Source organism: Actinoplanes palleronii, from assembly GCF_016862315.1.
GTDB classification, from domain to species: domain Bacteria; phylum Actinomycetota; class Actinomycetes; order Mycobacteriales; family Micromonosporaceae; genus Actinoplanes; species Actinoplanes palleronii.
Map to the genome: position 1 here is coordinate 1 of NZ_BOMS01000133.1, position 14,312 is coordinate 14,312.

Annotated in this window: 10 protein-coding genes; 5 read left to right on the top strand and 5 right to left on the bottom strand. The window is 70.3% G+C overall.

Annotated features, from left to right (window positions below; all coding sequences use genetic code 11):
* The coding region (locus tag Apa02nite_RS39190; protein ID WP_307872023.1) for a serine/threonine-protein kinase at positions 1-402 on the bottom strand (402 nt) is incomplete at its 3' end.
* Between the two features lie 1,103 nt (positions 403-1,505).
* The gene (locus Apa02nite_RS39195; protein ID WP_203829563.1) at positions 1,506-2,075 is read right to left on the bottom strand and encodes a GNAT family N-acetyltransferase; all 570 of its coding nucleotides are present in this window, start codon (positions 2,073-2,075) and stop codon (positions 1,506-1,508) included.
* Between the two features lie 83 nt (positions 2,076-2,158).
* Between Apa02nite_RS39195 and Apa02nite_RS52075 the strand changes: the two genes are divergently transcribed.
* The gene (locus tag Apa02nite_RS52075) at positions 2,159-2,899 is read left to right on the top strand and encodes an SDR family oxidoreductase (RefSeq protein WP_203829564.1); all 741 of its coding nucleotides are present in this window, start codon (positions 2,159-2,161) and stop codon (positions 2,897-2,899) included.
* Between the two features lie 3 nt (positions 2,900-2,902).
* Here the strand turns inward: Apa02nite_RS52075 and rfbD are convergent, their stop codons facing one another.
* Both rfbD and rfbB read right to left on the bottom strand, forming a co-directional pair.
* The gene (gene rfbD / locus Apa02nite_RS39205) at positions 2,903-3,733 is read right to left on the bottom strand and encodes a dTDP-4-dehydrorhamnose reductase (RefSeq protein ID WP_203829565.1); all 831 of its coding nucleotides are present in this window, start codon (positions 3,731-3,733) and stop codon (positions 2,903-2,905) included.
* A complete protein-coding gene (gene rfbB / locus Apa02nite_RS39210) occupies positions 3,733-4,710 on the bottom strand; it encodes a dTDP-glucose 4,6-dehydratase (protein ID WP_203829566.1) in 978 nt (325 codons plus the stop codon). The genes rfbD and rfbB overlap by 1 nt, the downstream gene beginning before the upstream one ends.
* Positions 4,711-4,755: 45 nt before the next feature.
* Here rfbB and rfbA point away from each other — a divergent pair, with 45 nt between their 5' ends.
* From rfbA to Apa02nite_RS39230, 4 genes are all read left to right on the top strand, one after another.
* Entirely contained in the window at positions 4,756-5,640 is an 885-nt protein-coding gene (gene rfbA, locus Apa02nite_RS39215; RefSeq protein ID WP_067686723.1) for a glucose-1-phosphate thymidylyltransferase RfbA, read from the top strand.
* Positions 5,637-6,248, top strand: a complete 612-nt coding sequence (locus tag Apa02nite_RS39220; RefSeq protein ID WP_067686446.1) for a dTDP-4-dehydrorhamnose 3,5-epimerase family protein — start codon at positions 5,637-5,639, stop codon at positions 6,246-6,248. The genes rfbA and Apa02nite_RS39220 overlap by 4 nt, the downstream gene beginning before the upstream one ends.
* 426 nt (positions 6,249-6,674) lie before the next feature.
* Entirely contained in the window at positions 6,675-8,057 is a 1,383-nt protein-coding gene (locus tag Apa02nite_RS39225) for a sugar transferase (RefSeq protein WP_307872024.1), read from the top strand.
* On the top strand, positions 8,057-9,370 hold the full coding sequence (locus Apa02nite_RS39230) for a UDP-glucose dehydrogenase family protein (protein ID WP_203829568.1): 1,314 nt from the start codon (positions 8,057-8,059) through the stop codon (positions 9,368-9,370). The genes Apa02nite_RS39225 and Apa02nite_RS39230 overlap by 1 nt, the downstream gene beginning before the upstream one ends.
* Before the next feature lie 500 nt (positions 9,371-9,870).
* Here the strand turns inward: Apa02nite_RS39230 and Apa02nite_RS39235 are convergent, their stop codons facing one another.
* Positions 9,871-14,310, bottom strand: a complete 4,440-nt coding sequence (locus Apa02nite_RS39235) for a DUF4082 domain-containing protein (protein WP_203829569.1) — start codon at positions 14,308-14,310, stop codon at positions 9,871-9,873.
* Between the last annotated feature and the right edge of the window lie 2 nt (positions 14,311-14,312).

Below are 14,312 nucleotides of genomic sequence, written 5' to 3' on the forward strand. Positions count from 1 at the left end.
GGGCAGGGCCAGGTCGAAATCGATCAGCAGTGGGGGAGCGTCCGGGGTCAGCAGGATGTTGGCCGGGGTGATGTCGCGGTGCAGCACCCCGGCGCGGTGCACCCCGGCGAGCGTGGTGGCCAGGGCGTGCGCGGTGCGGACCAGATCGGCCGGTGGCATCGGCCCGCCGGGTGGCGGTGCGCCGCCGTCGTCCTCGAGGACCACGCTGTGCCGGAGTTGGTGTGTCGCGAGACGCGGAACGCCGGGCAGCCCGGCGAGTCGCTCCAGGACGGCCCGTTCGTGCTCGACGCGGCGGGTGGCGCCGGGACCGGTGGCGCGCTTGGTGATCAGGCTGGGGCCGCCGGGTGGGGTGCGGCGGGTGACCTGCGTCCGGTCACTCTGGTACAACAGCTCCTCACCCACATACCGGATGATGCTACTTCTAGCACAATTTTTCTCTCATTTGACGTAGCAGTAAACAAAAGGTCGGATCGGGCTTGGTCAGAATGTCGCCATGGAACGTTTCGAGGTGGCGGTCGGGGCGGGGGTCGGTGCGGTCCGCACGGGGTGAGGCGATCGCGTCCCCGCACCGGTGAACGCCTGAGGGGGTGACCGTCGAGATCCGCTCCCCGGCCTCGGAGGAGCAGATGGCCGGCCTGCTGGCACGGGTGGAACGACGACGGCCGTGACGTGCTCACCGGCCCGGCGCACGTTCCGTTTCCCGGCTGGCCCTCAGGGGTGCCTCCCCGCCCTCGAGGCACCCCTGACGACCAGCCGTGCCGCGCGAGCTGGTGTTGAGGGTTGTCTCGAGCCCGGCCAGGCACCCCTGAGGACCAGCCGTGCTGCGGGCTGGTGTTGAGGGTTGTCTCGAGCACGTCGAGGCACCCCTGAGGGCCAGCCGGCAACGCCGAGCGTGCGGGCGGTCCGGGCGGTGGCGCGGGTGACACCGGGTGCCGGGGAGTGCACGGTCGTGCGCTCCGGGCCCGGGGTGCAACAGATCCCGCATGATGCCTACCTGCGGGAATGCCGGGCACGATGAGCGCGGGCTACCCGTCCCGCACACCCCGGCGGCGACGGTGCACGACGCCCGATCGGATGTCCCCTGGGAAGGGCGGCCGGAGTCCGCACTTCCAGATCGCGTGCGCCTGCCGCCCGCCCGGGGTCGGTAAACGCACGCACAACCCGACCGCGGACCACCACCGCCCCTGAACCCGACCCGCCGCGGACCCCTGCCGCCCCACCGGCATTGAGCGCGGGTTTCTGCCGCCCCGCCGGCGTCGAGCGCGGACCCCTGCCGCCCCGCCGGCATTGAGCGCGGGTTTCTGCCGCCCCACCGGCCTCGAGCGCGGATCCCTACCGTCCTACCGGCATCGAGCGCGGACCTCTGCCGCCCCGTCGGCATCGAGCGCCCACGCCGGCCGTCGAATAACACCGAGCGTCCGAATATGCCGGCCCGCGACGACGGCGCCACCAACTGCACACGAATACAACGGCCGCCACTCCGACGTTGCGGGGGGGCGTGGGGGTTAGTGGGGGCGGTGGGCGTTGGGCCAGGGGCCGGGTTGTTCGGTGGGGACCTCGGCCGTCTCGGTTTCTGTTCGGTAGAGGGTCAGGCCTCGGGCCTGGTAGTTGGACAGGGCGGTGGGGCCGTCCAGGCTGCAGGTGTGCAGCCAGACTCGCTGGACCGGGGTGGGGGTGGGCAGCCGGGTGCCCAGGGACCAGGACTTCTCCAGGGCGGTGGCGAGCAGGTGGCCGCCGAGGCGCCGGCCGGTGAAGCCGGGGAGCAGGCCGAAATAGACGATCTCGACCTCGCCGGGGTGGGTGCCGTCGAGTTCGGCGTAGCCGGCCGGGGTGCCCTGGACGTAGGCGACCCACGTCTCCAGGCCGGGGCGGTTCAGGTGGTCCTGCCACTGCTGCCAGGTCCAGGCCAGGCGATCGGTCCAGGACCAGTCGCCGCCGACGGCGGTGTAGAGGAAGCGGCTCAGCTCCGGGGAGGGCAGCTCGGCGCGGACGACCTCCACCGGTACGGCGGGGGCGCTGCCGCGGCGGATCTGGGCCGGATCGGACTGTTCGAGATACCAGGTAGTGATCTCCACCCGACCATGATCACGCAGGCTGTCACATTCGCGGTGGCCGGATCGTCCATGTCCCGGAAGCGGAACGGTACGAGGGAGATGTCATGCGGATGGCGGTGGCCGGTGGTACCGGCTGGGTCGGCGAGCTGGTGGTGGCGGAGGCCGAGAAGGCCGGGCACGACGTCGTGGTGATCGCCCGGTCCCGCGGGGTAGACCTGACCACCGGGGCGGGCCTGGACGAGGCGCTGCGCGGGGCCGACGTGGTGATCGACGTGTCGAACATCGAGACGGTGAACGGCGGCGTGGCGACCCGGTTCTTCGAGACCGTCACCCGGACGCTGCAGGACGCCGGGAAGCGAGCCGGGGTCAAGCACCACGTGCTGCTCTCGATCATCGGGGTTGACCGTGTCGAGTGGGGCTACTACCAGGCGAAACTCAACCAGGAGAAGGTGGCGCTGGCCGGTGCCGTGCCGGCCACCGTGCTGCGGGCCGCGCAGTTCCACGAGTTCGCGCTGCAGTCGCTGACCCGGATGGGCGGGCCGATCGCGGTGGTGCCGAAGATGCTCAGCCAGCCGGTCGCGGCCCGGGAGGTGGCTGCCGAGCTGGTCCGGCTGGCCGAGGGTGAGCCGCGCGGGCAGGCACCGGAGATCGCCGGGCCGGAGCCGCTGCAGATGGCCGACCTGGTGCGGCAGGTCGCCAAGCGGCACGGCCCGCGCAAGCTGGTGCTCGGGGTCCCGATGCCGGGAAAGGCCGGCAAGGCGATGGCCACCGGGGGCAATCTCCCTGCCGGCCCGGGCATCCGGGGCACGCAGACGTTCGATGACTGGCTCGCCGAGCTGGGGTGAGCGTCAGCCCTGCTTGAGCAGAGCCGGCATCGCCTCGCTCAGTGACGTGCGCCAGTCGGGCAGGGGAGCGACGCCGCTCCCCGCCCAGCGTCCGTGGCCGAGGACGCTGTACGACGGCCGCGGCGCCGGGCGGACGAAGCGGTCGCTCGTGGTCGGCCGGACCCGCGACGGGTCCAGGCCGGCCTCGGCGAACGTGGCCTGGGCCAGGCCGAACCACGTGGTCGAGCCGGCCGCGGTGCCGTGGTAGACACCCGGTGCCGCGCCGGCCCGGGCGAGCGCGACCAGCTGCTGGGCCAGGGCGTACGACCAGGTGGGCGGGCCCTGCTGGTCGTCGACCACGTCGAGGGTGTCGCGCTCGGCGGCCAGGCGCAGCATGGTGCGGACGAAATTGGGGCCGTGCTCGCCGTACAACCAAGCTGTTCTGACCACGAAACCACCCGCCGCCAGCACAGCCTCCTCGCCCACCGCCTTGCCGCGGCCGTAAGCGTTCAGCGGTGCCCGCGCCGCGTCCTCCGGATACGGCGAGGTGGCCGCGCCGTCGAAGACGTAGTCGGTCGAGATGTGGATCAGCCGTTTGCCGGCCGCCTCCGCGAGATTGCGGACGCCGTGCCCGTTGATCGCGGTGGCGGCCTCCTCGGCGGCCTCCGCGCCGTCGACGTCGGTCCAGGCGGCCGCGTTGATCACGACGTCGGCGTCGGAAACCGCGTCCCGGACCGCCGTCGCGTCAGTGATGTCCAGGTCAGCACGGGTGGCCGCGATGACGTCCGAGCCGTCCAGAACCGTCTGGAGGTCCTGGCCGAGCATTCCACCGGCGCCGGTGATCAACCAGCGCATCAGAGGCCGGCCCGGGCCTTGAGCGGCTCCCACCAGGCGCGGTTCTCCCGGTACCAGGTGACCGTGTCGGCCAGGCCCTGCTCCAGGGTGACCTGCGGGGTGTAGCCGAGCTCTTTGCTGATCTTGGTGATGTCCAGGGAGTACCGCCGGTCGTGGCCCTTGCGGTCCTCGACCGGGCGGACCATGTCCCAGCCCGCGCCGCACGCGTCGAGCAGCATGCCGGTCAGCTCACGGTTGGACAGCTCGGTGCCGCCGCCGATGTTGTAGACCTCGCCGGCCCGGCCCTTGTCCAGGGCGAGCTGGATGCCGCGGACGTGGTCGGTGACATGGAGCCAGTCGCGGATGTTGCCGCCGTCGCCGTAGAGCGGGACCTGCTTGCCGTCCAGCAGGTTGCTGACGAACAGCGGGATGACCTTCTCCGGGAACTGGTGCGTGCCGTAGTTGTTGGAGCAGCGGGTGACCACCACGTCCATGCCGTGCGTGCGGTGCGCGGCGAGCGCGAGCAGGTCGGAGGAGGCCTTCGACGCCGCGTACGGCGAGTTCGGGTCCAGCGGCCACGTCTCGGTCCAGGAGCCCTCGCTGATCGACCCGTACACCTCGTCGGTGGAGACGTGCAGGAACCGGCCGACGCCGGCCTCCCGCGCCGCGTCCAGCAGGATCTGGGTGCCGAGTACGTTCGTGGTGACGAACGGCACGGCCCCGCTGATCGAGCGGTCGACGTGTGATTCGGCGGCGAAATGCACCACCGCGTCATGGCCCGGCAGCAGGTCACGCAGCAGTGCGGCATCGGTGATGTCGCCCTGCACGAACCGCAGTCGGGAATCTGTCATGGGTAAATTGGCGAGGTTGCCCGAATAGGACAACAGGTCCAGGACGGTCACCTTGGCGCCGACCGCACCAGCGAATTCATCCTTTAGTACGGCTCGGACATAGGCCGAACCGATGAAGCCTGCGCCCCCGGTCACGAAAATCTGCACAACGGGCGAGTGTACTACCGCTTCTGCTGTGATTACTCTGCCTCGGTGCGCGGAATTCTCCTGGCCGGTGGCACCGGCTCCCGGTTGTGGCCCATCACCATGGCCATGTCGAAACAGCTCATGCCAATTTTTGACAAACCGATGGTGTACTACCCGTTGACCACACTCGTCTCCGCCGGTATTCGGGAGATCCTGGTCATCACCACACCCGAGGACCAACCACAATTCCAGCGGCTGCTGGGTGACGGAAGCCGTTTCGGACTCGAGCTTTCCTATGCGGCTCAGCCGAAACCGGACGGCATCGCCCAGGCATTCCGAATCGGCGCGGATTTCATCGGCGACGAGCCGGTCGCGCTGATCCTGGGTGACAACATCTTCCACGGCGTCGGCCTCGGCCGGCAGCTCGCGAAGTTCACCCGGCCGGTCGGCGGGCGGGTGTTCGCCTACCCGGTGTCGGACCCGGAGCGCTACGGCGTGGTCGAGTTCGACGAGTCCGGCAAGGCGCGATCCATCGAGGAGAAACCGGACAAGCCGAAGTCGACCTATGTCGTCCCGGGTCTGTACTTCTACGATGCCGACGTGGTGAAGATCGCGGAGAACCTGGTGCCGAGTGCCCGAGGCGAGTTGGAGATCACCGCGGTGAACGAGGAGTACTTGCGCCGCGGGCAGCTGGACGTGACCGTTCTGGATCGGGGCACGGTCTGGCTGGACACCGGCACGTTCCAGTCGATGGTCCAGGCGTCGGAGTACGTGCGGGTGATCGAGGAACGCCAGGGCCTGAAGATCGGCTGTGTCGAGGAGGCCGCCTGGCGACTCGGCTTCATCACCGACGACCAGCTGCGCGAGGTGGCCCAGCCGCTGCTCAAGAGCGGTTACGGGGTCTACCTGGAGCAGCTGCTGGAGACCGGCCCGTTCGGTGGCGCCCGATGAAGATCCGGCCGCTGGCCATCGAGGGCGCCTGGGAGATCACGCCGGCGCAGCACGGCGACGACCGTGGCACGTTCCTGGAGTGGTACCGCTTCGACCACCTGGCCGCCGCGGTGGGGCATCCGCTCGATCTGGCCCAGGCGAACCTGTCCACCTCGGCCCAGGGGGTGGTGCGCGGCGTGCACTTCGCCGACGTGCCGCCCGGGCAGGCGAAGTACGTGACGTGTGTCTCCGGATCGATCGTGGATGTGATCGTGGACATCCGGGTCGGCTCACCCACTTTCGGTCAGTGGGAGGCTGTTCCGCTCGACGATCGGGAGCGCAAGGCCGTCTACCTCGCGGAAGGTCTGGGACACGCCTTCTGTTCGCTGACCGAGGGCGCTACGGTGGCGTACCTCTGTTCGGCCACGTACCGTCCGGGGCACGAGCACGGGATCAACCCGCTCGATCCGTCCCTGGCCATCGCGTGGCCGGTGCAGACGCCGTTGCTGTCCCCGAAGGATGCGACGGCGCCGTCACTGTCCGAAGCGCTGGAGGCCGGTCTGCTACCCCAGTACGACACATGCCGTGACTATGTCGAAACAATGCGTCGTTTTGATGACAGTCAATAGTCGGATGTGGACGATTGACCTGCCTCGATCGCCGTAGTATGCGAGTCCCGTAATGCGGACAGGCCCGGACTGAACGACTCCCGTGGTTTTCGTTTCCACCTCATCCGAATCGCTATTCGCGGTGTACGGAAAGGTGTAGCGCAAACCAGGTGCAGTTCAGCAGTCTGTCTCATGTGTCCGGTGGGTCTCCAGCGTGTGACCCACTGAACACCGTCGAGCACCGAAGGTGCCCGGCACGTGGTGTGACCGGCTTGTCCGGTTTCGCCGTTAAAGTTATGTAATGGATTGACCGCAGCCAATGGGGGCAGAGGCGTGCAGACAATCGAATCGCTGGCGACCGTCGACCTGAGTGATAGAGCACTCCAGGCCAGACGGGGAAAACGTGCCGGCGAGACGCGTGCGGGTTGGCAGAACCGGTATGCCCGGATGCTGTACCTGATCGACTACGCCGTCGCGCTCGGCGCCGCCTGCTGGGCTCTGGTCCTGCGGTTCGGCCCGGACGGTGACGAACCGAACATGAGGGGCTACATCCTGCTGACGGCCGTGCTGCCGCTCGCCTGGATCGTGTGCCTCTCGGCAAACCGCGCCTACGAACCGCGCCATCTGTTCGTCGGCACCGACGAGTACGCCCGAGTCTTCCGTTCCGGTGTGGCGTTGATGGCTGCTCTGGCTATCGTCTCCTTCGCCTTCGACCTGAGGCTTGCGCGAGGGTATGTGAGTATCGCCCTACCGCTGGCCATCGTCGTTGACCTGGGTGCGCGATACCTGTATAGGCAGCGCCTGCACCGGTCCTGGGGCCGTGGCGCCCGGCTGCACCGGGTGCTGCTGGTCGGCCACGAGGCCGCGGTCTCCGACATGACCCGGCGCCTGCGCCGCGAGCGGTACCACGGTCTCGGCGTGATCGGCGCGGTCCTGCCGGTCGCACCGACCCCGAAGACCTTCGCCGCCGGCATGCCTCCGGTGTACGGCACGTTCGACACGGTCAACTCGGCGGTGACCCGGGCCGACGCGGACACCGTCATCGTGCTGGCCTGCCCGGAGATCGACGGCCCGGCCCTGCGCCGGCTCGCCTGGCAGCTGGAACGCGACGAGATCGACCTGATCGTGGCCAGCACGCTGGTCGACGTGGCCGGGGACCGGACCACCATCCGCCCGGTCGACGGCCTGCCGATGCTGCACGTCGAGCACCCCAAGCTGAAGGGCAGCGCCCGGTTCCTCAAAGCCAGCTTCGACCGGGTCGGCGCGATCATCCTGCTCGCGGTGCTCTCGCCGGCGCTGCTGCTGGTGTCCGCCCTGGTGATGTTCGGCAAGGGCGGCCGCGGACCGGCGATCTTCAAGCAGGAGCGGGTGGGCAAGGACGGCAAGACGTTCATGCTCTACAAGTTCCGCACCATGGTGGTCGACGCCGAGGCCCGGCTCGCCGAGCTGGAGAAGCACAACGAGCACGACGGCGGGCTCTTCAAGATCAAGGAAGACCCGCGGATCACCCCGGTCGGCAACTGGCTGCGCCGCTTCTCGGTGGACGAACTGCCCCAACTGATCAACGTCCTGAAGGGCGACATGTCGCTCGTCGGGCCGCGGCCGCCGCTGGCCCGGGAAGTCGCCGGATACCCGTCCGACATGCTCCGCCGGCTCGTGGTCAAACCCGGACTCACCGGCCTGTGGCAGGTGTCCGGCCGCTCCGACCTGTCCTGGGAGGAGTCGATCCGGCTCGACCTCACCTACGTCGAGAACTGGTCACTCGCCATGGACCTCGCCATCCTTTTCCGTACCGTCAGCGCCGTGGTGCGCAGTTCGGGGGCTTACTGATGCGCCTCACCGTGATCGGCACCGGCTATCTCGGCGCCACCCATGCGATCTGTATGGCCGTCATGGGCTACGAGGTGCTCGGCGTCGACGTCGACACCATGAAGATCGAGAAGCTGGCGTCGGGGGAGGTGCCGTTCTTCGAACCCGGCCTGCCCGAGCTGCTCACCAAGGCCCTGGAGTCCGGCCGGCTGCGCTTCAGCACCAGCTTCCAGGAGGCCGCCGAGTTCGGTGACGTCCACTTCATCTGCGTGGGCACCCCGCAGCAGAAGGACTCCGAGGCGGCCGACATGACGTATGTCGACGCGGCCGTCACCAGCCTCGCCCCCCACCTCACCCGCCGCACGCTGGTGGTCGGCAAGTCCACCGTCCCGGTCGGCACCGCGGACCGGCTCGCCGGGCTGCTGCACGAGCTGGCGCCGGCCGGCACCGACGTGGAACTGGCCTGGAACCCGGAGTTCCTGCGCGAGGGCTTCGCGGTCGACGACACCATGAAGCCCGACCGGATGGTCTTCGGCGTCACCACGGCGTGGGCCGAGGAGCAGCTGCGGGCCGCGTTCGAGCCGGTGCTCGCGCAGGGCGTACCGGTCAAGGTCACCGACCTGAAGACCGCCGAGCTGGTCAAGGTGGCCGCGAACTCGTTCCTGGCCACGAAGATCTCCTACATCAACGCGATGGCCGAGATCTGCGAGGCGACCGGCGCGGACGTGCACGACCTGGCCGAGGCGTTGGCCTACGACGAGCGGATCGGCGGCAAGTTCCTGCGCCCCGGCCTCGGCTTCGGCGGCGGCTGCCTGCCCAAGGACATCCGGGCGTTCGCGCACCGGGCCGAGGAGCTCGGCGTCGGCCAGGCGGTCGGCTTCCTGCGCGAGATCGACGGCATCAACCGCCGTCGCCGCGCCCGCACCGTCGACCTGGTCGTCGAGCTGTGCGGCGGGGTCGTCGAGGGCAAGAAGGTGGCCGCGCTCGGTGCCGCCTTCAAACCGAATTCGGACGACATCCGGGACGCGCCGGCGCTCGACGTGGCCGCGTCGCTGCACCGGATGGGCGCACACGTGGTCGTCTACGACCCGGCCGCGATGGACAACGCCCGCCGGGTGCACCCGGAGCTGACCTATGCCGTCAACGCTCTGGACGCGGCCCGCGACGCCGACGTGGTCGTGCTGCTCACCGAGTGGAACGAGTTCCGCGACATCTCGCCGGAGGTGATCGGCGCGGTCGCCCGCCAGACGAAGATCGTCGATGGCCGGCACGCCCTGGTCCCCGCCGAGTGGCGGGCCGCGGGTTGGGAATACCGGGCTCTCGGCCGTCCGTGACGTTCCGGTAGGCCGGTCTTGAGGCCGTCCTATTTGGTACGAATACCGAGCGCTAGTCCGTAGGCTACAAGCCACGTCACGTGGTGGTCTCGCGCGACACCGATGCCACTCACGATCACTCCGCGCCTCCCGCCCCCGGGCGGCGCGGAGACACCCCCGAGCACCAGCCGAACACTCCGGCTGGTGCTCGCGGCGTTTCGCCGAGACCGGCGCCCTCCGCGGCCGGCGCACGAGACCGTGACCACGCAAGGCCGCGGCGCGGCCCGAGGTTCTGGCTGGCTCTCAGGGGTGTCTCGCGGTACGCGAGACACCCCTGAGGCCCAGCCGCTACCCGGAGGCGCGCTGCGGTCCGGAGGGGGAGCGGTGTCGCGCGAGGCCGCCCGGGGACTCGGCTTGTAGCCTGCGGCGGGGCGCTCCGTATTCGTATCCCATGATTTTGATCTGGCAGAAAGAGAACCACCCCGCCGGAAGGGCCGGCGGGGTGGCTGATCGGGAGCGGACTACTTCTCGGAGTGGACTTCCAGGGGTCTGCCGTTCGAGGTGATGCCCACGCCCTGCAGGACCGGGCTGGCGGTGCCGGAGCGGGTCAGTTCGACGCGGTACTGGGCGTAGCGGGAACCGCCCTTGACCTGGCCGCCCTGCTTGACCGCGGCCCACCCGGACCACGTGCCGTCCGGTGTGGTGGTGCTACCGGTGCGGACGTAGACCTTGAGGGTCGTCCCTGCTGGGACGCTTGCCTGGTAGCTCAGGCGGTCCCAGGTGACCATCTGCTGCGCGTCCAGGACCCGCGACACGTGGCTGCCGGAGCGACTGCCGGCGGTGAGCCGGATACCGTCGGCGGTGACCACGGTGTGTGACTCCGTGCCGGTGCGCAGCTGCGGTGCGGTGAAGTCGGCGACACCGACCGCGGACGACACGAAGGTCGCCGGCGGGCTGGTCAGTTTCGGCCAGGTGGTGACGTTGCCGGAGGCGTCGACGCTGCGGATCCGGTAGTGGTAGGTGGTGCCCGGCTTCAGCTGGGTCACCACCGCGCTCTGCCGGGTGCCGGTGGTCGTGCCGGGCCACGCGGCGAGCGCGCCGGCCTTCGTGCCGACCAGCAGTGTGCCGGCCGCGGACTCGTCGGCACGCCAGCTGACCTGGGCGGTGCCGTCCGGGCGGGCGGTGACCTCAGGCGCAGACAGGGCGGGCTTGCGGCGGTCGGTCCTCGGGGTGTCGAGTCGCTTCACCGCGGAGAGCGTGGTGCGGCCGGACGGCGCGGTGACCTTGACCCGGTACCAGTACGCGGTGCCGGGCTTCAGGTTGCCGAGCGTGACCGTGCGGCGGGCGGCCTGCGTGCCGTCCACCACCTTCGCGGTGAGGCTGGTCGCCGAGGTGCCGTACTGGACCTCGGTGCTGCCCGGGACCGTGCCGGCCACCGTGACGCCGGCCGACGTGGCGGCGACCTTCAGCGTGGTCGCGGTGATCGCCGGCGCGGCGGCCGGCGCGGTGCCGTAGGTCGCCGCGTAGGTGCCCGGCGCCGCCGTGTACATCGCGTACTCGACGCCCTTGATCGTGGTGCGGGTGAACGGGACGGCGACGCCGGCCCGGGTCAGCGTGGTGAGTGTGCGGCCGCCGGTGCCGAGCGTCGGCACCATGCCGGTCAGCCCGTTCGCGCCGGCGCCCACGTTCACCGTGAACGACAGCGTGTCACCGGACCACGACGTCGCGCTGTACGACGACCCGTTGCGCCCGTCCAGCCAGGTGAGCAGCTGACGAGCGGTGACCACCGGTACGCCGTGCCGCAGCGCCGAGTCGAGCACCTCGTCGCTGTCGAACGTCGTCGACGCGTCGGTGTGCATGTTCGCGGTGAACGCCCCGTAGCGGCCGTCCGGCCCGAGCGCCGCGTCCAGCAGAGTGTCCACCGTGTACGGATAGCTCTGCGCCGACTCGTCGGTCATCTGCGTCGCCGCCTGGTACACGTCGATCAGCGCACCGGTCTTGTCGGCGAACCGCATCGGCATCCCGGAGCCGGTCATGAAGCCCGGACGGTCGGCCACCCACGGGCCCGGCCAGTAGTAGTAGTTGGTGTCCAGGCGGATGCCGTTCGCGCCCTCGGTGGAGGCCTGCGTCGACCAGTCCGACCAGACGATGCAGTGCGTACGGTTGGTGACCGGCGCGGTCACCCCGCTGTACTTGGACTTCCAGGTGGCCAGCTGGTCGGCGTAGAACCCGGCCAGCGACGACGTGGTCCAGTCGGCGCAGTTCGTGTTCACGTGCAGCCCGACCTCGAAGCCCCGCGACTGGTAACTCGTCGCCTGGCCGTTGGTCAGCGGCGTGCTCGGGAAGATGTACGAGGTGAACCTCGGGCACTCCCAGTTGTCGACGACACACCCGGCCGGGCTGTTCGCCGCGTACTGGTCGAACCGTCCCGCGGTGCCGCCGGTCGCGTGGTCGTCACCGGTGGCGACCACCACGGCCTTGAGGCTGCGCGGGAAGTACCAGAACTTGGGCAGCGGCTTGCGGTCCAGGTTCATCGCGCCGATCAGGTTGGCCAGCAGCCGCTGCTGCTCGTCGGCCTGCGGGATGGCCACCTTGGCCAGGTTCACCCAGTCCGTGGTGCCGCTGCCGCCGTAGTACAGGTCGTCGGAGCGGATCGGCGCGGTCCCGTCGCGTTCCTGCTTCTCCCAGGCCGGGTTGCCCTGCCGGGTCAAGACCAGCGACTGGGCGAAGTCGAAGCTGAACGCCGCGGCCTGCCCGCCGGCCGTGCCGACGTCGGCCAGTGAGACCGCCGGGCTGGTGGTGGCCGCCGTGGCGCTGGAGTACAGCGTCGCGACCGCGCGGGCACCGGAGAGCGTGTACCGGTCGGCGGTGCCGTGGTACTGGATCGTCTCACCGGTGATGCCGGCACCCGGGGAGGACGCGGTGTCCACCTTCAGGTAGCCCTCGGCGAGGGTGGCCGTGGTGGCGGTCAGCCCGAGCAGACCGGCCAGCTGCTTGTCCGGCCGGAAGGTGATCAGGTTGCCGCCGGCGTTCACCCAGGTGGTGAACATGCTGACCTGCGCGGCGGTCAGCGGGGTCGCGCCGAGGAGCACCACGTCGTACTGGTTGAGCGTGGTCGCGGTGACCGCGGTCAGGTCGGCGGTGGCGAACTCGTTGAGCCCCTCGTTGCGCAGCACCTCGGCGATGAACGGGGTGAAGCTGCTGGCGGCCGGCTTGATGAGGAGAATCGGGCCGCCCGGGCCTTGGTCCGGTGCCGGGGGAGGCGGCGCGGCGGTGGTGAACGACCAAGTGACCGGCGTCATCACGTTGCCGGCCGCGTCCCGGCCACCGCTGACCGTCGCGGTGTACGCCGTCGAGGTGGCCAATGCGGCCGTCGGGGTGAACCGGGCGGTGCTCGTCGCGCTGTCGTAGGCGGTGGCACCGGCGACCGCGCCGGACGGACCGGTCACGGCGATGGTGACGGCGGTGGCCGGCTCGCTGAACGTCGCGGTGATCGCACCGGAGACCGGCACACCCGCGGCACCGGCCAGCGGCGCGCGGGAGATCACCGTCGGCGGGGTCGAGTCGACGGCGGTGGTGTCGAACGTGACGTCGACCCAGTAGTTCGTCGACTGGTACGTGCTGGTCGGGAACGCGGTCGCGCCGTAGCGGTACACCCCGTTGCCGCCGTCGGTGCCGTTGGCCAGCGCGGTCAGCGGCCCCCGGGCCACCGCGGCGGTGAAGCCGTTCGCCGAGGCCGCGTAGAAGCCGCTGTCGGTGTGGTACGACGCCACGTACGTGGTGTTCGCCGTGACCGCCACCGGACCGGCCAGCGTGGCGCTCTGCCAGCCGGTCGCGCTCTCCCCGGTGAACGTCACGGTCGCCAGCCGGGTGCCGGTGTTCGACCAGAGCGAGCCGGTGTGCGTCCCGGTGTTGCCGAGTCCCTTGTAGAACCGCAGCCCGGTGATGAACCCGGCCGTGGTGCTGCGGAACCGGACACCGACCTCGACCGCGTTGTTGTCGCTGACCGCGGGGGTGGCCGGCGTGGCGGTGGACGCCCAGATGGTGCACGGGCAGCCCGACCCGCCGACCGCCGCGGTGGTGAACGAGAACGTCACCGCGGTCATCGAGTTGCCCGCGGCGTCCTTGGCCCCGCTGACCGTCGCGGTGTACGCGGTCGACGCGGCGAGCGGCGCCGACGGCTGGAAGGTGACCGTCCGGGTCGCCGAGTTGTAGCTGGTGGCGCCGGCGACCCCGGGGATGGCGATCGCGGCGGTGGTCACCGGCTCGGTGAAGGTGGCGCTGACCCCGGCCGTCGTGGCGACACCGGTCGCGCCGTTGGCCGGGCTGGTCGCGGTGACCGCCGGCGGCGTGGTGTCGGCCGCCGACGTGGTGAACGTGACGTCGACCCAGTAGTTGGCGGACTGGTACGTGTTCGACGGGAAGCCCCCGCCGGTGCCGTACCGGTAGACGCCGTTGGCGCCGTCCTCGCCGTCGCGCAGCGCGTGCAGCGGGGCGTTGTCCACCCCGGCCGCGGCGAACGTGCCGTCGTCACCGGCGTAGCGGCCGACCGGCGCGTAGTACGACGCGACGTACGTGGTGTTCGCGGTGATCGCGATCGGGGTGGCGAACGTGGCGCTCTGCCAGCCGGTCGCGGTCTCACCGGTGAACGTGACGGTGCCGAGGTTGGCCCCGGCCGCGGTCCACAGGTGACCGATGTGGGTGCCGGTGTTGCCGGCGCCCTTGTAGAACCGCACCCCGGTGATCGAACCGGCGACGTCGGAGCGGAACTTCACGCCGACCTCGATCGCGGACGGGTCGGGGTCGGCGGCGGTGCCGGGCGTGGCGGTGGCCGGCCAGATCGTGCACGGGCACGTCGCGGCCTGAGCCGGCGAGCCCGGGGTGAGCAGGGCGGCTATCAGGGCCAGGCAGATCGCGAAGGGCAGCCACGCCCTCCGCGACCGGGGGGTTGGTTCGTACACGC